At 67.2% G+C, this 21,757-nt stretch carries 19 protein-coding genes; 8 read left to right on the top strand and 11 right to left on the bottom strand.

Annotation, left to right across the window (positions count from 1 at the left end; genetic code table 11):
- The first annotated feature begins 31 nt into the window (after nt 1-31).
- The gene (locus GS424_RS04865) at nt 32-445 is read left to right on the top strand and encodes a pyridoxamine 5'-phosphate oxidase family protein (protein ID WP_009304866.1); all 414 of its coding nucleotides are present in this window, start codon (nt 32-34) and stop codon (nt 443-445) included.
- Between the two features lie 10 nt (nt 446-455).
- Here GS424_RS04865 and GS424_RS04860 read toward each other — a convergent pair whose 3' ends face one another.
- Nucleotides 456-674, bottom strand: coding sequence for a helix-turn-helix domain-containing protein (locus tag GS424_RS04860; protein ID WP_009304867.1), 219 nt, complete (start codon nt 672-674; stop codon nt 456-458).
- A 135-nt stretch (nt 675-809) separates the two neighbouring features.
- On the opposite strand from GS424_RS04860, the gene GS424_RS04855 reads away from it, so the two are divergent.
- Nucleotides 810-1,004, top strand: a complete 195-nt coding sequence (locus tag GS424_RS04855; protein WP_101721836.1) for a hypothetical protein — start codon at nt 810-812, stop codon at nt 1,002-1,004.
- A 22-nt stretch (nt 1,005-1,026) separates the two neighbouring features.
- On the opposite strand, the gene GS424_RS04850 is transcribed toward GS424_RS04855, so the two are convergent.
- Nucleotides 1,027-1,347 carry a DUF1292 domain-containing protein gene (locus tag GS424_RS04850; RefSeq protein ID WP_009304869.1) on the bottom strand — a complete coding sequence of 107 codons (321 nt, stop codon included), beginning with the start codon at nt 1,345-1,347 and terminating at the stop codon, nt 1,027-1,029.
- Between the two features lie 93 nt (nt 1,348-1,440).
- Complete coding sequence (locus GS424_RS04845) at nt 1,441-2,937, bottom strand: response regulator transcription factor (RefSeq protein ID WP_160942867.1); 1,497 nt, start codon at nt 2,935-2,937, stop codon at nt 1,441-1,443.
- A gap of 199 nt (nt 2,938-3,136) precedes the next feature.
- Between GS424_RS04845 and GS424_RS04840 the strand changes: the two genes are divergently transcribed.
- On the top strand, nt 3,137-4,354 hold the full coding sequence (locus GS424_RS04840) for a M20 metallopeptidase family protein (protein ID WP_160942868.1): 1,218 nt from the start codon (nt 3,137-3,139) through the stop codon (nt 4,352-4,354).
- Nucleotides 4,351-5,889, top strand: a complete 1,539-nt coding sequence (locus tag GS424_RS04835; protein ID WP_160942869.1) for a YfcC family protein — start codon at nt 4,351-4,353, stop codon at nt 5,887-5,889. Before GS424_RS04840 ends, GS424_RS04835 begins: the two co-directional genes overlap by 4 nt.
- A 610-nt stretch (nt 5,890-6,499) precedes the next feature.
- Here GS424_RS04835 and GS424_RS04830 read toward each other — a convergent pair.
- The gene (locus tag GS424_RS04830; protein WP_009304873.1) at nt 6,500-7,999 is read right to left on the bottom strand and encodes a helix-turn-helix transcriptional regulator; all 1,500 of its coding nucleotides are present in this window, start codon (nt 7,997-7,999) and stop codon (nt 6,500-6,502) included.
- A gap of 242 nt (nt 8,000-8,241) precedes the next feature.
- Here GS424_RS04830 and GS424_RS04825 point away from each other — a divergent pair, with 242 nt between their 5' ends.
- Nucleotides 8,242-9,864 carry an FAD-binding protein gene (locus GS424_RS04825; RefSeq protein WP_160942870.1) on the top strand — a complete coding sequence of 541 codons (1,623 nt, stop codon included), beginning with the start codon at nt 8,242-8,244 and terminating at the stop codon, nt 9,862-9,864.
- A 139-nt stretch (nt 9,865-10,003) separates the two neighbouring features.
- Here the strand turns inward: GS424_RS04825 and GS424_RS04820 are convergent, their stop codons facing one another.
- Nucleotides 10,004-10,441 (bottom strand): cytochrome c3 family protein, encoded by a 438-nt coding sequence (locus GS424_RS04820; RefSeq protein WP_244977679.1) that lies wholly within the window; start codon nt 10,439-10,441, stop codon nt 10,004-10,006.
- 19 nt (nt 10,442-10,460) lie between these two features.
- Nucleotides 10,461-12,230: an FAD-dependent oxidoreductase gene (locus tag GS424_RS04815; RefSeq protein ID WP_160942872.1), complete on the bottom strand. Its 1,770-nt coding sequence runs from the start codon at nt 12,228-12,230 to the stop codon at nt 10,461-10,463.
- A 241-nt stretch (nt 12,231-12,471) separates the two neighbouring features.
- Here GS424_RS04815 and GS424_RS04810 point away from each other — a divergent pair, with 241 nt between their 5' ends.
- The gene (locus GS424_RS04810) at nt 12,472-13,902 is read left to right on the top strand and encodes a LuxR family transcriptional regulator (protein ID WP_114552027.1); all 1,431 of its coding nucleotides are present in this window, start codon (nt 12,472-12,474) and stop codon (nt 13,900-13,902) included.
- Between the two features lie 35 nt (nt 13,903-13,937).
- Here the strand turns inward: GS424_RS04810 and secD are convergent, their stop codons facing one another.
- From secD to GS424_RS04795, 3 genes are all read right to left on the bottom strand, one after another.
- On the bottom strand, nt 13,938-16,640 hold the full coding sequence (secD, locus tag GS424_RS04805; protein WP_160942873.1) for a protein translocase subunit SecD: 2,703 nt from the start codon (nt 16,638-16,640) through the stop codon (nt 13,938-13,940).
- A 190-nt stretch (nt 16,641-16,830) separates the two neighbouring features.
- A complete protein-coding gene (tgt, locus tag GS424_RS04800; protein ID WP_015760326.1) occupies nt 16,831-17,976 on the bottom strand; it encodes a tRNA guanosine(34) transglycosylase Tgt in 1,146 nt (381 codons plus the stop codon).
- 1 nt (nt 17,977) lies between these two features.
- Complete coding sequence (locus GS424_RS04795) at nt 17,978-18,787, bottom strand: HAD family hydrolase (protein ID WP_160942874.1); 810 nt, start codon at nt 18,785-18,787, stop codon at nt 17,978-17,980.
- Nucleotides 18,788-18,866: 79 nt separating this feature from the next.
- On the opposite strand from GS424_RS04795, the gene GS424_RS04790 reads away from it, so the two are divergent.
- Complete coding sequence (locus GS424_RS04790) at nt 18,867-19,604, top strand: epoxyqueuosine reductase QueH (protein WP_160942875.1); 738 nt, start codon at nt 18,867-18,869, stop codon at nt 19,602-19,604.
- A gap of 128 nt (nt 19,605-19,732) precedes the next feature.
- Nucleotides 19,733-20,818: a tRNA preQ1(34) S-adenosylmethionine ribosyltransferase-isomerase QueA gene (queA, locus tag GS424_RS04785; RefSeq protein ID WP_160942876.1), complete on the top strand. Its 1,086-nt coding sequence runs from the start codon at nt 19,733-19,735 to the stop codon at nt 20,816-20,818.
- Nucleotides 20,819-20,905: 87 nt separating this feature from the next.
- On the opposite strand, the gene GS424_RS04780 is transcribed toward queA, so the two are convergent.
- Nucleotides 20,906-21,109, bottom strand: a complete 204-nt coding sequence (locus GS424_RS04780; protein WP_015760322.1) for a cold-shock protein — start codon at nt 21,107-21,109, stop codon at nt 20,906-20,908.
- A gap of 181 nt (nt 21,110-21,290) precedes the next feature.
- Nucleotides 21,291-21,749, bottom strand: a complete 459-nt coding sequence (locus GS424_RS04775; RefSeq protein ID WP_015760321.1) for a hypothetical protein — start codon at nt 21,747-21,749, stop codon at nt 21,291-21,293.
- Nucleotides 21,750-21,757: the final 8 nt, after the last annotated feature.

Below are 21,757 nucleotides of genomic sequence, written 5' to 3'. Positions count from 1 at the left end.
AGCCGCCCTATCCCAACCGAAAGGAACCCCCATGAACGGAACGAACACCATCGTCGACTACCTCACGAGCGTCCCGGCCTGGTACCTGGCCACCTGCGAGGGCGATCAGCCGCACGTGCGCCCCTTCAGCTTCGCCGCCGTGCAGGACGGCCGGATCTGGTTCTGCACCGCCACCACAAAGGACGTGTACCGCGAGCTGGAGCTCAACCCAAAGTTTGAATTGACCGCCTGGAAACCGGGCAGCGGCTGGGTTATCATGCGGGGGGAAGCTGTTCTCGAAGATCGGGCGAACGATGAGGTTCGTCGTGCGGGGTACGAGCACATGACCGGGCTCGGCGAGAGCTACGAGGGGCCGGACGACAAGACGCTCACGTTCTTCACCGTGCGCGATCCCGAAGCATGGCTGTGCGACATCGACGGAAGCTGGAACCCCGTCGAGCTGTAGCGGCGACCCCTCACAGACCCTCGAACAGCTGGCCCACGGTGGTGTCCAAGCCGCCCGCGATGCGCTCGAGCATGTCGACCGTCGGATTCGCTTTTCCGCTTTCGATATCGATGAGGTATTTGCGGCTGACGCCCACCATGAGAGCGAAGGACGTTTGCGACACGTTCGCGCTCGCGCGGAGCCTCGCGATATTGGTTCCGAGCTGAGTTTTTAGTGAAGTGTTCTCCATGCCGGTTAAAGGCTAGTCCCGGCGGGAGGAAAAGTCGTAAACTATAGTTTACAGACCGTCAATAAAACAAGAGGTTTGTACTATGAGTTTATCGAGAGGGTCATTGCTTGAGGGCAAGATCGCCGGAGGTCGCACATGAGCGGAACCGAGTACGAAGAATTGATGGACACGATCAGACGCGCGGCGGCGCGCATTTTCGAATACGCCGAGACCGAGGAAGAGGTGTGCCGCCTGGAGCAAGCGATCAACCACGAGATCATGTACGTGGCGGCCATCGCGCAATCCGAGCGGGTCAAGCCCCCGACGGGCTGGGACCCGCTCGGCCGCTGACGCGCGCGCCAAGCCGGTACGGCTACGCGAAGTCGTACAGGTCCTTCGTGGCGGTGCGGAAGTCCTCGTAGACCTCGGCCGCCACCGCTTCATCCTCGACGAACTCGAAGGCCGCAGGTTGGCCGTCTTCGTCGAGCTCGGTCACCTCAAGCAGCACGACCTCGCCGGACGAGCCCACGGGCTCGTCTTCTGTTACGGGGAAGAAGAAGCCGTAGCTGCGGTCGTGGTGCAAGATGAGGCCGAGGAACTCGAGTTCCGTCTGCTCGCCCGTCTCGTCCTCGAGCACAAGGGTGACGCCCTCCTCGGTCGGCGGGCAGAAATTGGGAGCGCTTCCTTCGCGCATCGTAGGCTCCTTACCTTCAGCTTGATCGTTGGCGTTAGGGTACCACAAGCGCCGCCCGATGCGCAGGTGCGCGCCGGCAACGACAGACAAGCGTTAGACGATGAAGTCGCGTCCGCTTTCCACCAGGTCGATGAGCTCTTGCTGCGTGTGCACGCCCAGCTTCTGGTAGATGTGGCGGATGTGCGTCTTGGCGGTGTTGCGCGTCACGCGGCACTCCTCCTGGATGAACGCGCCGTTGCGTCCGCGCGCCAGCAGCGCGAACACCTCCCCCTCGCGCTCGGTGAGCCCGTGGACGGACGCCAGGTGCGCGCAGCGCGTGTCGATGGCGGCCTCGGGAGCGGCGGGCGCCTCCACCTCCTCCACCGGCTTCACGCCGCGGATGGCTGCCGAGAAGCTGAAGTCCTTGAGCCCGATCCATACGTACCCGACGAAGGCGGCGGCCACGAGCGCGAGCAGCAGCAGGCGCACGTCGGCGCCCGCGGCGTCGGCGGCGACGGGCAGATGCCCCAGCACGACGCCCGTCGTGGCGCCGAGGTTCGAGGCGCAGAAGCCCTGGCCGAGGGCCGCGATGCCGCCCGAGGGGTTGCGCGCCGCGATGATGGCGAGCGTCGCCCAGGTGAGGACGCTGAACATCTGCGCGCCCACGGTGAGCGCGCCGAGGGCCACCGACCCGAGCACGGCGGTCTGCGCGGCCGAGACGAAGAACCCGAACACCACGAGCAGCCCCGACACGTGGAACAGCGCGTCCTCGCGCGACGCGCGCTGCGTGCGCGCGCACCATGCGGCCAGCGCCAGCAGCGCGACGCCGCACGTTGCGCTCTGCCACCAGGCCGTCGGGCCCGCACCGAACGTGATGGACAGGCCGAACGCCACCTCGAACAGGAAGATGCACACGAACAGCCGGTTGAACGGCCCGGGGAACGAACCCGGGTTCGTCAGCGCCAGCTCGCTGGGCGGGGCGCCGTCCGGCAGCGCGTCGCGCAGGCGCGCGACGGGGCCCGCCACGGCCGCGAGGGCGACGGCGGGCAGGAGCGCGTAGACGACCAGCGCGCAGGCGGCCAGCAGCGGGTCGAGCACGAGGTAGACGGCGTAGGACAGGCACACGCCGCCGGCCATGGTGACGAGCACGCCGCGCGGGCGCAGGCGCGTGAGCGACAGCCCCGCCACGATGACCGCCCAGCTGCGCCCGCACGACAGCAGCGCCGCACCCGGAACGCCGAGCGCCGACGCGTAGCCGTTCTGCACGCCGAGCATCCACAGCCCGCATCCCGCCGCGAGCGCCGCCAGCGCGCCGACCGTCACGGCCCGCACCGGCAGCGGCGAGCCGCTGCGGTGCGCCGCGAACGCCCACAACCCGAACGCCGCGCCGTACAGAAGCCCGCACAGCGCGAACCCCCACGGCACGACCGCGTTGAAGGGCGGGTACACGTAGCCGTTCTGCACGAACGTGGACAGCGACAGGGCGCACACGGCCACGAGGCTGCGCGCGTCGATCAGCCGATCGCGCGCGGCGGCGGGGCGAGGAGGCTCGCCGCCTGCGTTCCGCCCGCCGGCTTTCCGCCCGCCGGCGGTCCGTTCCGCATTCCGCATTTCGCCCCCGTTTCTCTACCGTTTACCGTCGAAAACCTACCGTTCGCCCTCGCGTAACGCCAGCGGGGTGACGATCACCCCCGTCTCGCCTCCGTATTGTACCCCGCAGAAGGCGCCCCGCACGCGGGGTGCAGGCAACGGACGGGATTCCCCAACGCAAGGGAGCCCCGCCCGCCTCGAGCGAAGGAGGCATCATCGTATGACGAGTGTCCTGGAAGAAGCCAAAGCGCTGGAAGGCGACATCATCGCCGACCGCCGCTGGCTGCACGAGCATCCCGAAATCGGGTTCGACCTCCCTCAAACGACGGCCTACGTGGCCGAGCGTCTGCGGGAAATCGGTCTCGAACCGGAAGAGATCGTGCCGGGCGGCCTCGTGGCCACCATCGGCGACCCGTCGGCGGGCCGCTGCTTCATGCTGCGCGCCGACATGGACGCGCTGCCCATCAAGGAGGAGACGGGGCTGCCCTTCGCCTCCCCGACCGACTACATGCACGCCTGCGGGCACGACACGCACACCGCCATGCTGCTGGGCGCCGCCCGCATCCTGAAAGGCCGCGAGGCCGAGCTGCCCGGCTGCGTGAAGCTCATGTTCCAGCCCGACGAGGAGGGCTGCGCGCCCGACGAGATCTGCGGCAACGAAGCCATGATCAACGCGGGCGTGCTGGAGAACCCGCGCGTCGACGCCGCCACGGCCATCCACCTCATGCCGTTCGACTACCGTTTGGGCGAGATCGCCACGCGCCCGGGCACCGGCTTCTCGTCCATCGACGACATCGACATCGTCGTGCACGGCAAGGGCGGCCACGGCTCGCGTCCGCACCAGCTGGTGGACCCGTTCAACATCGCCTGCCATATCTTCTTCGGCGCACAGAACCTCATCGCGCGCGAGCTCGACCCGAACGACCAGGCGGTCATCACGTTCGGCGCCATCAACGGCGGCACGGCCGCCAACACCGTTCCCGACGACGTGCACCTGCTGGGCACCCTGCGCACCATCGACGAGGGCACCCGCGCGCATCTCAAGGAGCGCATGGAGGCGATGTGCCGCGGCATCGCGGAGGGCTTCGGCGGCAGCGTCGACGTGCGATTCCTCCGCGGCGTGCCGAGCGTGTACAACGACCCCGAGCTCACCGACGAGCTGATCGGCTACGTGGAGGACCTCACCGACCGCCCCGTCACCATCCTCGACAAGCCCATCTCGGGCTCCGACGACATGAGCGTCATCTCGCAGGCCGTGCCCACCACCTACTTCGTCATGGGCACCGGCTCGGAGGACGAAGGCGTGCGCTACCCCGTGCACAACTCCCGCGTGGTGTTCGACGAGAGCGTGTTCGTCGAAGGCGCAGCGATGACCGCAACGATGGCCCTGCGCTGGCTTGAAGCCCGCGCGCGCGACGACAAGGAGAACGAGCGATGAGCGAGAACGAGAGCGAGAAGCTGGCGACGGAAGCCGCCGAGGGCGCGCCCGTCGCCGCGGCCCCCGAGCCCGGCGGCAAGAAGAAGCGCAAGAAGAAAGGCGCACCGGACTCCTTCATCATCCTCGTGGCGTGCCTGATCGTCGTGGCGCTCGTCACCGTGGTGATGTCGTTCTTCACGAGCGAGGTCACCGGAGCGTCGTTCGCCGACGTTCTGACCTCCCCGGTGCTCGGCTTCTCGAGCGCCATGCAGGTGTGCGTGTTCGTGCTCGTGCTGGGCGGCTTTCTGGCCATGGTGAACAAGACCGGCGCGCTCGACACCGGCGTCGCCACGCTCGTGCGCGCCCTCAAGGGCCGCGAGCTCGTCCTCATCCCCATCCTCATGCTGCTGTTCGGCATCTGCGGCTCCACCTACGGCATGATGGAGGAGACGGTGCCGTTCTACATCCTGCTGGCCGCCACCATGTACGCCGCGGGCTTCGACACGCTCACCGGCGCGCTCGTGGTGCTGCTGGGCGCGGGCGCGGGCTGCATCGGCTCCACGGTGAACCCGTTCTCCGTCGGCGTGGCCACCGCCGCCCTCACCGACATGGGCATCGCCATCGACCAGGGCGTCATCATCGGCTTCGGGCTCGTGCTGTTCGTCATCGCCGAGGCCATCTCCATCTTCTTCGTCATGCGCTACGCCAAGAAGGTCAAGGCCGACAAGGGCTCCACGTTCCTGTCGCTGCAGGAGCAGGAGGAGTCCGAGAAGGAGTACGGCCAGATGGAGGAGGACGCGGAGAACCCGGCGTTCTCGGCCGTCCTCTCCGGCAAGCAGAAAGTCGTGCTCGTGCTGTTCGCGCTCACGTTCGTGGTCATGATCGTCGGCTTCGTGCCGTGGCAGAACTTCGGCATCGACGTCTTCATGGCCGGCGGCTCGGTCGACGACCCGGCGGGCGCCTGGAGCGCGGTGCTCACCGGCGTGCCGCTGGGCATGTGGTACTTCAACGAGGCCACGGCGTGGTTCCTGCTCATGGCCATCGTCATCGGCATCTTCGCGCGCTTCGCGGGCAAGGACATCGTGAAGACGTTCCTCGGTGGCTGCGCCGAGATGGTCAGCGTCGCGCTCGTCATCGCGCTTGCGCGCTCCGTCGCCGTCATCATGGGCGAGACGCAGCTCGACACGTTCATCCTCACGAACGCCGCGAACGCGCTGTCCGGCGTGCCCGCCTTCATCTTCGCGCCCGCCACGTTCCTGTTCTACTTCGTGCTGTCGTTCGCCATCCCCTCGAGCTCCGGCATGGCCACGCTGGCGATGCCCATCATGGGGCCGCTGACGAACGGCCTGGGCTTCTCGGCCGAGGTCATGGTCATGATCTACGTGGCCGCCCACGGCCTCGTGGCCATCATCACGCCGCTGAACGGCGCCGTGCTGGCGGGCCTCGCGCTGGCGAAGGTGCAGTACGCCACCATGCTCAAGTGGGTGATGAAGGTGATCGTGGTCACCGGGATCGTGCTCGTGGTGGTGCTGACCGCGGCGATGCTCATCATGTAGCCGGCCCCTTGGAGCGCCGCCGCGCCCTCCTTCGCGGCGGCGCATATTCGGGCATCGACCCGTCTTTGCGAGAAAGCGAGCCCCGGCCTGGGCTCGCTTTCTCGCGTTCGGAGGCTGGAGAGGCGGGAGGCTCTGCGCGGCTTCTGCACGCAAAAACTCTCCCAAATGAGCAAAAAACCGCGACGTGCGCAGCCTTACAACCCTCCCAATGTTGCCAGGGATCGCGCGAACTGGGGAAACGGCAGCCGTCACTCGCCAGGGGCGCATTCCGAAGCTCCGAGAGCCTCCCAAAACCCTGCCAACCACCGCACGTCGCGGATTATTGTGCAAAAAATGGGGATTTCGCTTTCACGCCGACATCGGGAAGCGCGCCCGCACGAAACATGCCGATCTTGGTTCGACGACGGAAGCGCATAGACTCCCCTCCCCCTGTCACGGCGGCGGAAAGCTAGCGCTCGAGAAGGCTCCCCGTATCGCTCAGCGGTTCCTCGATCGCCGAGTGATCCGAAACGCGAACGGGCCGCCTCTTCGAGCACTTCGCCGCAGACGCGCAGCGGCGAAGCGACGCGACCGACCTCGGCGCTACCACGATGCGCGGACGCTCGGCGCCTTACAGCCCCTCGTCGGCCGTCGCACCCGCGCCTTTGCCGCCCTCGCGCGCTTCGACGCCCAACAGGTCAAACAGCTCCTGGCGCGTGTGGATGTCGAGCTTCTGGTAGATGTGGCGCACGTGGGCCTTCGCCGTCCCGTTCGCGATGAACAGCTCGCGCTCGATGATGCCCACCGTCTTGCGCTGGGCCAGCAGCAACAGCACCTCCTCCTCGCGGGTGGACAGCTTGTAGGCGCGCGCGACCTCGGCGCAGCGGTCGGCCAGCTCCTGCTTGCGTATCATCGCGGCCGAGTCGGTGCCTCCCGCCAGGAAGTTCGCGCCCCAGCGGCTGGACAGGTCGCGCTCCGAGAACAGGATGGTGGTTGCGGTCACGATGGCCACCACCGTCAACAGCGAGATGAACAGCTCGCCGTTGCCCCCCAGCACGTCGAACGACTGCGCGCCGTCGGCCACGAGCCGCCCCAGCCACATGGACACCTGCCGCACGCTGCGCTCGATGCCGAACAGCCACAGGGCCGACACGCCGTAGCGGTAGCAGATGTTCGCCATGATGAGCATGATGAGGACGGATTGCGCCGTGTACCCGGCGGAGACGCAGAAGCTGGCCGCCATGCCCTGCACGTGCCCGAGCGTGGGAAGCAGGAACAGCGCCACCACCATGAGCGGCAGCGCCACCCGGTAGATGATGCCGAAGTCGAAGCGCCCGCCGCGCACCGCCACGCCCAAAAACACGAGCACGCCCACCGCCAGCGTCCCCGGCGCGGAGTGCGGTCCGAACGCGCCGGCGTACAGCCCGCCCTCCATGAGCCCGTACGCGAACGCGTAGGCCGCCATGAACAGCACCGCCTTCCACGGCACCGAGAACCGCGTCCACGACGTCGAGGGCAGCTCGGCCGTCGGGAGGCTGCCGAACCCGCGGCGCAGCAACACGAGCGACGCCGCCGGCAGCAGGGACGTCATCACGAACAGCCACGGCAGCATGAACCCGCGGTACACGTACAGCACGAGCGCGCCCACCACGATGGACGCCGAATAGTACAGCGCCACGCGCAAGGGGTTCAGGCAGCCGTACAGCTCGCTCCAAAACAGGATGAGCAAGGCGATGCCGAACCCTCCCAGCAGCGTGGCCGGCACCCCCACCGCCGGCGCGATGCCGGGCAGCCAGCACGACGCGAACATGAGCACGGTGGACGCCGTCAGCGTCGCGGCGCACAGGGCGTAGACGGCCGGCTTGTCGAAGAACGGCCCGATCCTGCGCGCGAGCAGCGTGCAGGCAACCGCGGTCACCACCATGGTCAGGTCGAACAGGTCCCGCCCCGAGAACGCCACCGCGGGGAAATCGACGAACGACCCCACGAACATGATCTCTATCCACGCGCGATACACGCCCAAACCCAAAAAGGCCACCGGCACCGCGATCGCGCCGCAGAACAGCCGCGACCGCCTCCGGACCGGCGCTTCCTGAGATTCTTCTTGATGATCTTCCCGTTCCACCGACATGTCGAGGAGCTCCCCTTCGTCCCGTCAAGCCTCGGGGCGATTATAGACGAAACGCCCCGAACCGAGAAACCGCGCGACGGGTGGTTTTGCATCGTCCGAGCAAAACAGGGGGTTATGCGCGGGGGTTACGATTTTTAAGCCTGCGAATCCCCGCGCGGTCGATGCGCGCATTCCGCCCGCTGCCCTATGGTGGGCCCGTTCCGCAGGGGACGAACCGCACCGACCGAGGAGGGAATCAACTCATGAGCACCATTTCACGTCGCGACCTGTTCAAATTCGGCGGCGTCGCCGCCGTCGGCGCCGCCGGGGCATCCATGCTGAGCGCGTGCGCGCCGCAGGGAAGCGCCGCCGGCACGGCCGCATCCGCCAACGCGGGCGCCGCGGCCGAGGACGGGCTGCCCAGCTTCTTCGCGAAGCCGGAGCCCATCACCGACATCTTGGAGACGAAGGACTACGACGTCGTGGTCGTGGGAGCCGGCGCCGCGGGCGTGCCCGCAGCGCTGTCCGCCTTCGAGGCGGGCGCGAAGGTGGCGCTGCTGCAGAAGGAGGCCACGGCCATCTCGCAGGGCAACACCTGCGATTCCATCATCCTGGACCAGACCGACCCCGCCGGGGTCGAGGCCGTCGTGTCGCTCATCACGGAGGATTGCTGCCACCGGTCCGATCGCGAGCAGGTGCGCCTCTGGGCGTACAACTCCGGCGAGGCGCTCCAGTGGCTGTGGGATATCGCCCAGAAGGCGGGCGCGCAGGTGGTGGACTCCACCGCGAAGTGGACGGGGCCCATCAAGCAGATCGACGGGTACGACATCACGTACTTCGCCTTCGACTTCGGCCCCAAGCCCTACAACACGGGCAACGGCATGCGCGACATCGCCGACTACGCCGAGCAGCAGGGCGTCGAGATCTTCTACTCCACCCCTGCCGCACAGCTTGTGCAGAACGACGGCGGCGCGGTGACGGGCGTGGTCGCCGAGGGCAAGGACGGCTACATCCAGTTCAACGCGTCAAAAGGCGTCATCATCGCCACGGGCGACTATGAGAACGACGACGAGATGATGGCCTATTACGAAGCGGAGATGGCGAACATCTACCGCAAGGAGCAGAACAAGACCGGCGACGGGCAGAAGATGATGGTGTGGGCCGGCGGGCGCATGGAGGACGTGTGCGGCTCGAAGGTGCTCCACGACTTCGATGCCGGCCCAGGGTCGATGGCCGACATGCCCTTCCTGTGCGTGAAGAACGACGGCACGCGCTTCTGCAACGAGAACCGCTCCGAGATGGCCACGATGGGCAACTTCCTCACAAGCGAGGAAGACCAGGGCTGGTACACCCAGGTGTTCGACAGCAACTACATGACCGACTGCACCGACTGGCCCGGGGCCCTCATCCCGCCCGAGGCCATGGTGAACTACATGCCCGAGGTCGAGGGCGAGAAGGAAGGCGTGTACGACACGCTCATCAACACCTACGCGGCCGACACGATCGAGGAGCTGGGAGAGAAGCTCGGCCTGACCGACGTCGCCGCCTTCGCGAAGACCGTCGCGCGCTACAACGAGCTGTGCGCGTTGGGCGTCGACGAGGACATGGGCAAGGCGGCGAAGTGGCTCAAGCCCATCGTCACGCCGCCGTTCTACGGCATCCACCGCCGCATCGGCCTGTCCACCATCATCCACGGCGTGAACGTGAACGCCGACATGCAGGTACTCGACAAGGACGGGGCGCCCATCGAGGGCCTGTACTCCATCGGCAACTGCGCCGGCAACTTCTTCGGCAGCCCCGACTACCCCATGACGGTGCCCGGCCTCTCCCTCGGCCGCTGCCACACGCAGGGCTACGTGGTGGGACGCGCCGTCGCCGGCAAGTAACCCCGCACCGCCCATCCTCGCGCGCCGCCTCCCCCTCCCGGCGGCGCGCGAAAGCAACGGCCCCCGGCATGTTCGTCGGGGGCCGTTCTTCGCATCGGGCGCCTGGGGAGGGAAGCGGCGCCCGCTCAGCGAGGAGATGTTACTTCGTCAGGCTGTGGAGCGGGCCGGAGCCGCGCTCGGCGCTCTGCCAGCCCTCGGGCAGCGGCGCGTCGTGGCACTCGTTGCAGGAGAGGGTCGACGTGCCGTCAACCGAGTGGCAGGAGGTGCAGTCGCCGGCCTCAAGGTGCGCCTTGTGAGGATTGAATCCCTCGATGCCGCCGAAGTCCTCGTTCGCCGCATTGATGGTGGTGCGGTCGTGGCAGCTCAGACACAGCTTGTTGGGGTACTCGTCCGCATCGTCGAGCTGTCCGGCGACATGAACGGCCTTGAGCGAGCCAACCGGGTACGATGCCGCATCGGCGCCGCCGTTGCCCGCATCGCCCGAAGGCTGCGAGGGCGCGCATCCCCCCAACGTCGCCGCCAACGCGACCGTCGCCAGCACCGTGCACACCGCCATCGACAGGTTCTTCCTCTTCACGTCAGGCACCTCGGCTTTCCTAGATGTTCGCATGGATGTAGTCAAGACCGAGGATATCCTTGACGGCCAACCAGGCGAAGCACTGGCCATGGCCGATGCCGGAGCCCATGACGTTGGGCGGGTACACGTTGCCGTAGAACGAGCCGGCCGTGTTGCCCGCAGCGTACAGGCCGGGGATGGGCCGCCCCTCCTTGTCGAGGACGCGGCAACGCTCGTCGTTCTTGAGACCGCCGCGCGTCGAGGTCATCGACGAGCAGTGCTTGGATGCGTAGAACGGCGGCGTGTCGATGGGGTTCATCCACAGCGGATCCTTGTAGAAGTCGAGATCCTCGCCGGCCTCGCACAGCTCGTTGTAGCGCGTGAACGTGGCCATGAAGATGTCCTTGTCGAAACCGCAGTGTTCGCACAGCTCCTCGATGGTATCGAACTTGAACGTGATGCCGTTCTCCACGTTCTTGTCCACCTCTTCCTGGGTGTTGGACGCCGTATAATCCTCCACCATGTAGCCGCCCTCGGGGAACTTCTCCTTCCAGGCGCTGTCCCAGATGCTCCACGCGCAGCCGTCGGGCGTGCAGGTGAGCTTCGGGATGGAAGGCGACTGGAACGGCAGGTTCTCGGCCATGAGGCGACGGCCCGCGCCGTCCACCATGAGCACCGGCAGGTTGGCGACGCCGGCGTAGAAGTGCGTGCCGTCGAACGTGGTGGGCAGCGTGCCGTCCATCATGACGGCCGCGAACGGCCACAGGTCGCCGCAGGCGAACTCGTCCATGTCCGCGCCGATCCACATGCCCATCTTCTGGCCGTCGCCCGTGTCGTTGGTGTTGATGTTGTAGCGGACGATCTTGCTCAGCGACACGTTGTAGTGCGCCATCATCTCGCGGTCGGCGGCCATGTCGCCTGTGGTCAGCAGCACGCCCTTGGAGGCGTTGTACCTCACGTACTCGTCGGACTCGTTCTTGGCGATGACGCCCGTGCACCGCCCGCTATCGTCGCGTAGAAGCTGCACGGCGGGAGCGTTGTAGTGGAACGCGGCGCCCTTCTCGGTGGCGTAGGCCTCCATCACGCCCGTCCAGTCGACGGGGTCCCCCGTGGCGAAGAAGCCACCGTCCTCCTGCGCGAAGAAGATCATCTGGGCGAACGCCTGCCACAGCGGGCTCGCGCCCGGCATGTCCACGCCGTCGTTCGTGATCTTGTAATCGAGCGATGCGGCAGGGATGAGCTGATAGCCTTTCTCGTTGAAGATGCCCTCGAGCCAGTTGACGTAGGGGCCCGAGTTGTCGAACCACAGGCCGTACGACGACATCCTGCCCTGCACGCCGTTGGTGATGGCCCAGGTCGACGTGATGAACTCTTTGCGGTCGGTGGTCAGCCCCAGCTTGGTCTGCACGTCGGAGTTGAAGCCGGCGGTGCACAGGCGGAACAGGCCGTACGTGCTACCCTTCTCAACCACGTGCACGTTCGCGCCGTTCTCGGCCGCCAGCATGGCCGCAGGCAAGCCGCAGATGCCCGCGCCGCAGATGACGATGTCGCAATCGACGGTCTCGACGATCTCGCCGTCGGGGATGGGATCCGGCGGCGTGAGAAACGCGGGCTGGTTGCTTGCCGCGGACGTCGTCGCAGCCGGTTCCGACGCCGGCTTCGCTTCCTCGACAGGCGCCTTGGTCTCGGCCTCCGGCGAGCCGCTGCAGCCGGCAAGCCCAAGCGCTGCGCCCGCGCCCACCATCGCCGCTCCGGTCAGGAATCCTCGACGGGATATTCCCTGTTCGTGCAGGTTTGCATGGTCGTGCATGATGTCCCCTTTCCTCGCTGGTACTCCCTGGGGCCGCCAATCGCTCGCAGCGCTCGGCCCGATGACGATCCTATGCGCCCGACCCCGGGTTAAGGAATCGGTAATCTTACGGGGCGAGGGGCATTTCGCTGACCGAGAACGCTAACCCCCGCTAACCCCTGTACGGGTTAGCGCTTTATCCCTAGCTGAATCATCCGTGATGGGATACCGTCGTGAAGAAAGCTTCTGGAGGGGAGTGCGTATGGGGAACGAGCGACGTTCGAGCGTCATCGCGAAGCTGCGAAGCGCCTTGGTGAGCACGCGGGAGAAAATCGTAGCGGACGGGCTGTTCGTCGGCACGTCGTGCACCATCGCGCTCGTGTCGTACACGCACTACACCCCCGCGCTCGCCCACACCTCGCCCGAAGCGTTGTCGTTCTCCGACGTGACGTGCCTGTTCGGCGCGCTCACCTCGCTCGTGCTGCTCACCTTCTCGAGACGCGATCGACCCGCTTTCGCGCAACCGGCCGTCATCTGGATCTCAAGCGCCTGCGTGCTGGCCAGCATCCTCGCGCTCGCGCTCTTCCCCGCCCTGTCGTACCTCTCCCCCCTGCTGATCGCCTTGGTGGGCGGCGGCGTGTTCGGCATCTACCTCTCCGTCGTGGCCGTATGCTGGCTGTGGGTGTACGCGCACCACAGCGCGGCCACCGTCATCTGGAACGTCGTGTTCTCCGCGTTGGTCGGATCGATCATGCTGTGGTTCATCGTGGGCATGGACACGCCGCGGGTGGCGTGCAGCCTCGTCGCACTGCTGGGCATCGGCGCCTACACGCTGACGAAACGCATGCGCCTTCTGCAAGGCTCCCGCCTCGATCAGTCCTCGCTGAGCTCCGAAGGGCACACGCCCGCACACATCATCGTCGGCACGTTCCTGTTCAGCTACGCCTTCATGGTCTCGCTGTCCTTTGCCGGGCTCGAGCACTTCTCCCTCGCGTTCTCGGCCATCGTCATCCTCATCCCCTTCTTGCTGGTCAGCGTGCTCATGCTCTCCTTCAAACGGCTCACAGCCCTATCGCTGCTCAACGTCGCCGTGCCCATCGTCGTGACCGCCACGCTGTCGGCATCGTTCCTGGATCTCAATCCCGTGGTCACGTTCGACCTCGCCCTCATCGGCATCCTGCTGTTCCTCGCGTACGCGGTGGTGCTCCTGTGTGCCATCACCGAGAAGACCGACGCGCACGCATACCGGGCATTCTCGACGCTCATGTTGAGCTACTTCGGCGGATGCATCGTCGGCAGGGCGGTCGCGGCATGGGCGATGTCCGAATCGGCACGCGTGCACGACGTCATCGTGCTGTCGTCGGTGCTCGCGGTGCTCATGGCCATGTTCCTCTGCATCCGCAACGGATTCATGCCCAAGCAACTGATCGCCCTGTTCGACCCCGACCGGACGAACGAGAAGGATGGCTTGAGCGACGAGCAGGCGGCGCGCTTGACGCAGGTGTCCGCACGATGCAACCTCGGCAATCGCGAGCACGAGGTGCTCGAGCTGCTGTTGCGGCAGAAGACCGCCAGCGAGATCGCGACCGAGATGACCATCGCCAACGGCACGGCGAAGTCCCACATCCGCCACGTGTACAAGAAGCTCGGGGTGCACAGCCGCGAGGAACTGTTCGAGCTGTTCGAGCGATAAAAAGCAACGGCCCCGGATGTCCGGGGCCGTTGGCGTTACTTCTTGTCGGGGCGCTTCTTGCGCTTGCCCTTCGGGGGCTTCGGCGCGCTCTTCGCGGCGGTCGCGCCGTGCGGCTCCTCGACCGTCGGCTTCTCCGCCGCGGCCCCGACCGTCGGGACGGCCGTCGGGGCGGCCGTGGCCTTGACGGCCTTCTTGCCCGCGAGCGCCGTCGCCATCGCGTTCGGGTTGCCGAACTCGAAGCGACCCACCTCGGGCCCGAACTTCTTCACGAGCTTCTGGTAGCGCGGCTCGCGCGTCTTCCACATCGCGTACAAAGGCGACGCCACCGCGATGGACGAGTACGAGCCGCACACGAGGCCGATGACCATGGCGAACGCGAAGTCCTTGAGCGTCTCGCCGCCGAACAGCAGCATGGCCAGCACGGGGATGAGCGAGGTGAGCGTCGTGTTGATGGTGCGCACGAGCACCTGGTTGATGGAGTGGTTCGCCATCGTCATGAACGTGCACTTGATGTCGTCGGACTGCATGTTGTCGTTGATGCGGTGGAACACGACCACCGTATCGTACAGCGAGTAGCCCAGAATGGTGAGCAGCGCGGCGATGGTGTTCGGGTTCACCTCGCGGCCCACGAGCGCGTACACGCCCATGACCAGCACGAGGTCGTGCAGCAGCGCCACGATGGCGGTGACGCCCATCTTGTATTCGAAGCGGATGGCGATGTAGATGATGATGAGCACGATGGACACGAGGAACGCGATGAGCGACGACTGGATGACGCTGGCGCCCCAGTCGGGCCCGATGGTGGTCACCTCGAAGCTGTCGGTGGACAGCCCCAGGCTGTCGGCCACCTGGTTCGCACGCTGCGTGGCCTCTTCGGCGCTCGTGGTGGTGGTGCGCACGAGGTAGCCCTCATCGCCGTCGGCGTTCGTCGTCTGCACGACGGCATCGGGTTCGCCGGCCTGGTCGAACGCGGTGCGCATCTGCTCGGTGGTCACGTCGCCCGTGCCGTGGAACGACACCGACGTGCCGCCCACGAACTCGATGCCGAAGTTCAGGCCCTTCACGCCCACGATGGCCAGCGACACGCACACGAGCACGGCGGCCACGCCGAGGAACACGCGGCGGTAGCCGAGGAAGTTGATGTCGTGCTTGATGAACTTGCCGCGCGGCTTGCGCGCCGCCTTCGCGGCCGCCTCGCCGGCAGCGCCCTCGCGGCGCTCGGCGGCCTCCTCGGACTCGGTCGGGTTGATGGTCTCGCCGGCCTCGGCCGCGGCCACGCTCGTGCCCTCGGCCGCGGCGAGCGCCGCGTAGTCCTTGGACGCGGCCAGGCTGTCCTTGATGCCCCAGAAGCCCGGGTGCCGCGCGATGACCTTCGGCGCCAGCACGCGGATGAGCGGCGCCTTGAACAGCAGCATCATGGCGATGTCGCACACGATACCCAGCGCCAGCGTCAGGCCGAAGCCCTTGACCGAGGCGCTGGCCAGGAAGAACAGCGACAGCGCCGACACGAGCGTCACAAGGTCGGCGTCCACCGACGTGACGATGGCGTGCTTCACGCCCGTCACGGACGCGGCGCGCACGCTGCGTCCCATGCGGATCTCCTCGCGGAAGCGCTCCATCGTGAGGATGGACGAGTCGGCCGCCATGCCGATGGTCAGCACGATGCCGGCGATGCCGGCGAGCGACAGGCTGAACAGGCCGAACGACGACAGCGTGGCCAGGATGCCCAGGTACAGCACCGCGAACACGATCATGGCGGCGGCGGTGATGGCGCCGAGGCCGCGGTAGAAGAACAGCAGGTACAGCATGACCACCGCCAGCCCGATGAGGGCCACCAGCACGCCGGACGCCAGCGCGTCCTGGCCGAGCGTCGGGCCGACGGTCTGGCTCTGGGCGTACTCGAAGCTCACGGGCAGCGAGCCGCTTTCCAGCACGGTCTGCAGCGCCTTGGCCTCGTCGAGCGAGTAATTGCCGGTGATTTGGATGTTGCCGTCGGGGATCTCGGACTGCGTTGCGGGCGCCGATTGCACCTCGTTGTCCAGGATGATGACGATCTTGCCCTTCGTGGGCGCGAGGTCCTTCGAGGCCTCGGCGAACGCCGCCGCGCCGGCCGAATCGAGCGAGATGTTCACGGCGTAGTCGGTGGAGGTGTCGCTCCGCTTGCCGATGTCGACCTTCGTGATGTTCGAGCCGGTGACGATGGGCGTGTACGTGCCGTCCTCCACCTTGAGGTGCTGCGTCTCGCCCGTCGGCAGCGTGGCCACGCCGAGGTCGTCGGAGACGGTGCCCTCGCCGGAGGCCTGACCGTTCTCGATCTTCGTCTTCACGTCCTCGTCGGTGAACGAGTCGAGGCGCGCGAATTCGAGCTTGCCGGTCTTGCCGATGGTGTTGAGCGCGTCCTCGGTGTTGGTGAGGCCGGGGATCTGCACGAGGATCTGGTCGGTGCCCTGCACCTGCACCACGGCCTCCGAGGCGCCCAGCGCGTTCACGCGGCTCTCGATGATGGCGCGGCTCTTCTCCATGTCGTCGTTCGACACGGCCTGGCCGTCGGTGCTCTTCGCCGTCAGCACCACCGACAGGCCGCCTTGGATGTCGAGGCCCTGGTTGATCTTCTCCTGCGGCGGCGTGAACATGAAGACGGACCCCAGCACCAGCAGGGTCGTGATGATGAGCAGCCAGATGTTGCGCCGATCGGTGGGCCGAGCGGGTTTCTTCTTCGTCTTCTGCGTTGCCGCCATGTGACGTTCTCCCTCGTTGAGCTTCTCGTGCGTGCGTCGTGCGCGAGCCCGCAGGCTCCCTGCACAGTAACTGTCCCATTGTGCCACAACCCAGGAGAATGCGAAAGGAAGGGTGCCGAAAAGATCAGGGCTAATCCCTACGGTTAGGTTACGGCCCCGGTCAGGGAAAGCGCCCGCCCGAGCGCCTTCCCTAGTAGTCTTTCGCCGCGGGACTGGCCATCCAGGCTTCGTAGAACTCCTCGTACGCCCCCGCCAGCACCGCTTCGCGGGCACGGCGCATGAGATCGATGAGGTAGTGCAGGTTGTGGACGGACAGCAGGATGCCGCCCAGCATCTCGTTCTGCTTCACGAGGTGGCGGATGTAGGCGCGGCTGTGATTCCGGCACGTCGGGCAGGTACACGCGGGGTCGAGCGGGCCGAAGTCGCGCGTGAACTTCGCGTTGCGCATGTTCATGCGACCCGTCGACGAGAACGCCGTGCCCATGCGCGCCGTGCGGGTGGGCAGCACGCAGTCGAACATGTCAACGCCCTCGCGCACCGCGCGCACGAGCGTCGTGGGGTTGCCCACGCCCATGAGGTAGCGCGGACGGTCCTCGGGGCAGGCGCGGGCGACGGGGCCCAGCGTCTCGAACATCACCTCGTGATCCTCGCCCACCGAGTAGCCGCCGATGCCGAAGCCGCCGAAGCGGCGCCCGCCGCGCGCCAGGCTCTCGTCCTCGATCTCGCGCAGGCGGCGGATGGATTCCAGCCGCAGGTCCAGCTCCATGCCGCCCTGGACGATGCCGAACAGCGTCTGGTCGGGGCGCTGATGCGCCGCCAGGCAGCGGCGCGCCCAGTTGGCCGACAGATCGACGGCTTTCGCCACGAAGGCCTTCTCGGCCGGGTAGGGCGTGCATTGGTCCAGCTGCATGGCGATGTCGGCGCCCAGCTGCTCCTGGATCTCCATGTTGCTCTCGGGCGTCCAGCGCACCTTCGTGCCGTCGTAGATGGAGCGGAACGTGAGGCCTTCGTCGTCCAGCTTGAGCGTGTCGGCCAGGCTGAACACCTGGAACCCACCCGAATCGGTGAGCATGGGGCCGTCGTAGTTCATGAAACGGTGCACGCCGCCGGCTTCGGCCACCACGTCGGCGCCGGGGCGCAGCGACAGGTGGTACGTGTTGGCCAGCACCACCTGGGCGTTGAGATCGTTCAGCTGGCCCACGGTGACGCCCTTCACCGAGGCGCTCGTGCCCACCGGCATGAACATGGGCGTTTGGAACGACCCGTGCGCCGTTTCGTAGGACAGCGCGCGGGCGTGGCCGCTCGTCGCTTGGAGCTCGCAGTCGAACAGCGCCATGCTAGGCCTCCTTTGCGCGGGACAGCGCGGCCGCGCGGGCCGCGGCGTCGACGACGTCCGCGTCGATGGCCTGCGCGGGGTCGGCGCACGCGGGCAGCTCCTCGGCCCAGGCGGCGAACTCCTCCATGGTGCCGTGCTTGACGGCGCCCAGGTCGAAGCCCTCCGTCGGGTCGAGCAGGTGGTCGGTCACGAGGAACGCATCGGCGCCGAGCCCCTGGATGGCCAGGTCCTCCACCGTGTTGTTGCCCACCATGAGCACGTCTTCGCCGGCGAGACCGCAGGCCGCCACGTTCTCGGCGTAGTAGGCCAGCTTCGGCTTCACCGACGTGGAGTTCTCGAACGACGTGATGCGCCCGAAGCGCGCGGCGTCGACGCCCGCCCACGACAGGCGCCATTCCACGGCGCGGCGCGGGAACATGGGCATGGTGGCCAGCACGAGCGGGTAGCCCTTCGCCGCCAGCGTCTCGATGGCGCGCGCGGCGGCCGGGTTGGAGACGACGCCGGCGCCGATCGCGCCGAAGTCGTGCTCGTAGAAGCCGGCGAGCAGCTCGTTCCACGCCGCCGCGTCGCGATCGGCGTAGCTGAAGAACGCCTCCCAGAACGCGTCGAAGTTCGTGCGCTCGTCGTCGTGGGCGGCCATGGCGCCGATGCCCGCCTTGAGCCCGGCGGAGAACGACGCCGCGTCCAGCCCGCGGGTGGCGACGAACTTCGCGATGGCCTCGAAGTAAGCGCCCAGGAACTCGTCGAGCTCCATGGGCAGCAGCGTGCCGTCCAGGTCGAAGAAGATTGCGCGATAGGTGCGAGATGCCATGGCGTCGATCCTTTGATTCGATGAATACGCTTGCAAGCATGGTAGTATACGTCACGTTGCGAAGGAGCGTGGAAACCCGATGAAATTACTGCTTCATGCCTGCTGCGGACCGTGCTCGCTCGAACCCGTGCGCCTGCTGCGCGCGGCCGGGCACGACCTGACCATCGCCTATATGAACTCGAACATCGCGCCTGCCGACGAGTACGCGCACCGCCTGGCCACGCTGCGCGCCTGGGCCGCGGGCGAGCAGGTGCCCGTGGTGGAGGGCGCCTGGGACCCGGCCGCCTGGGAGGCGTGCGCGGGTCGCGTCGGCGAGGCGGCGCACGACCCCGCGCGTCGCGAGGCGCGCTGCCGCGCGTGCTACCGCCTGCGCTTCGAGGAGGCTGCGGCGCTCGCCGCCGAGCAGGGGTTCGACGCGCTGGGCACCACGCTGTCGGTGAGCCCCTACCAATATACCGACGTCATCCGGGAAGAGCTGGAGCGCGCCGCCTCCGCCGCGGGCGTGCAGCCGCTGTTCGAGGACTACCGCCCCTTCTACGACGAGGCCACGCACCGCAGCCGCGAGCTGGGAATGTACCGCCAGAACTACTGCGGCTGCCGCTTCTCGGACGCCGAGGCCGCCGCCGAGCGCGCCGAGCGCAAGGCGCAGCGGGCGGCCGCCCGCGAGGCGGAGGCGGCGGCCCACGCCGCCGAGCGCGCGGCAGCCGAGGCCGAGCGATCCGCGCGCAAGGCCGAGCGCGCGGCCTACGACGCCAAGCAGGCCCGCAAGCGCGCGGTGCTGAAAGCCCTGCGCGATCAGGAACGCGACGAGGGGTAGGCGCACCCGGCATGCCGGCGAGATGCGACGCAAGATGGAGTGGGACGGATAAGCGCCCATCGGCGGGCAACAAGGCCTATAATAGGCAGTTCGCACCGCCGACCTCACGACGCACGAAGGACGCACGCATGAAGACCTCTGATTTCGATTACGATCTGCCCCCCGAGCTCATCGCGCAGGAGCCCGCCGCCGAGCGGGACGGCTGCCGCCTGCTCGTGATGGATCGAGCCACCGGAGCCATCGAGGACCGCATCTTCCGCGACATCGCCGACTACCTGCGCCCGAACGACCTGCTCATCGCCAACGAGACGCGCGTCATGCCGGCGCGGCTCCTCGGCGCGAAGCGCGGCACGGGCGGCTCGGCCGAGGTGTTCTTGCTGCGCGAGGTGCGCGACCGCGAGCCGCGCACGAACCAGAGCGCGCTGTGGGAGGTGCTCGTGCGCCCCGGCAAGCGCCTCAAGCCGGGCACCGGCGCCGTGGTGGACTTCGTCGACGCACGAGGCGAGGTTGCCCTGTCCGCCGAGATCGTCGACTGGGCCGAGAACGCGCAGAAGGGCGAGCGCCTCGCGCGCCTGACCACGCCGCTGCCCTCCCTCGACGAGGCGCTGCACGCCGTGGGCCACACGCCGCTGCCGCCCTACATCAAGAACTACGCGGGCGACGAGGAGCTGTACCAGACGGTGTACTCCCGCCGCGAGAGCTCGGCCGCCGCGCCCACCGCGGGCCTGCACTTCACCCCCGCGCTTATCGAGCGCCTGCGCGAGCAGGGCGTGCGCTGGGAGACCGTGGAACTCGAAGTGGGCCTCGACACGTTCCGCATCGTGGACGAGGACGACCCCGAGCAGCACGTCATCCACACCGAGTACTACACGGTGCCCGAGCGCACGGCAGACGCCATCGCCGAGACGCGCGAGCGCGGCGGGCGCGTGATCGCCGTGGGCACGACGAGCGTGCGCAGCCTCGAGAGCGCCTGGGACGCCGAGGCGGGCGCCGTCACGCCGCGCGATCGCGAGACGACCTCGCTCTACCTGCTGCCCGGCTCGCAGTTCCACGTGGTGGACGCCCTCATCACGAACTTCCACGTGCCGCGCTCCACGCTCATGATGCTCGTGTCCGCGTTCTCCACGCGCGAGCACATCATGGCCGCCTACCGCCACGCCATCGAGGAGCGCTACCGCATGCTGTCCTTCGGCGACGCCATGTTCATCCGCTAGCGCGGCGCGGTTCTAGAAACCTTCTGCGACGCAAAAAAATGACCCCGCTTTTGCGGGGCCATTTCAGCATTCTATAAGTAAGTCTGCTTATGCCTTCGTCACATTGCTTGCCTGAAGCTTGCCGTTCTGGCCGGTCGTGACGTCGAACTGCACCGCAGAGCCTTCGTCGAGCGTCTTGAAGCCGTCCATCTTGATCTCAGAGAAATGCACGAAGAGGTCTTCGCCATCCTTCTGGGAGATGAAGCCATAGCCTTTTTCCGGGTTAAACCACTTAACAGTACCTTCCGCCATTTTAAATCCTCTTTCCTCTCCTCGTCCCCGAGGAGGTAACACTGTGTGCTGCACGGCCGCAACACTCGCCCTCACCTCGAGGGCACATGCTTACTATACGCTATGCGACAACAAAAAAGCTCGGGATTCTCTTTTTCGTCCTTATTTTACCAATCCGTTGCATGAGGGTTTGCCGGAGGACTCACTCCCCCTGCTCGCACTTCGCGAGCGTGCAGGCGTAGTCGCGTTGGTACGCGGCGATCTCGGCTTCGAGCGCTTGGCGCCTCTCGGGCTCCATGCGGGCGGACCGCGCATCGGCGACCGTGTCGAACGGGCTGGCGGCGAGGGCGTCTTGCAGCGCGCGGTCGGCGTTCTGCCGCGGCGCGATGCGGAACCCCCGGAGAGCCGCCGCATGCAGCACGGCCCTCCGGGCGTCGTCGCGCGCCGCCTCGTCGACGCCTTCCGCGCGGGCAAGGCGCTCCTCGGCCTGGCGAAGGCGATCGTCGGCGCTTTCCAGCAGCGACGCGCACGTCTCGCGCTCGTCCGCCAGCTGCGCAACGCGGTCCGCCCAACGCGCCCGCGCAAGCATCGCGCCCTTCTCCTGCAGGGCGGGCAGCGCGTCGAGCAGATCCGCCAAATGCTCGTAGGCTTCGTCGCTCATCCGAGTGC

It is taken from the genome of Eggerthella guodeyinii, assembly GCF_009834925.2.
Classification (GTDB): Bacteria; Actinomycetota; Coriobacteriia; order Coriobacteriales; family Eggerthellaceae; genus Eggerthella; species Eggerthella guodeyinii.
Note: the sequence above shows the minus strand (reverse complement) of the source record. Positions and strands in the feature narration are given on the sequence as shown.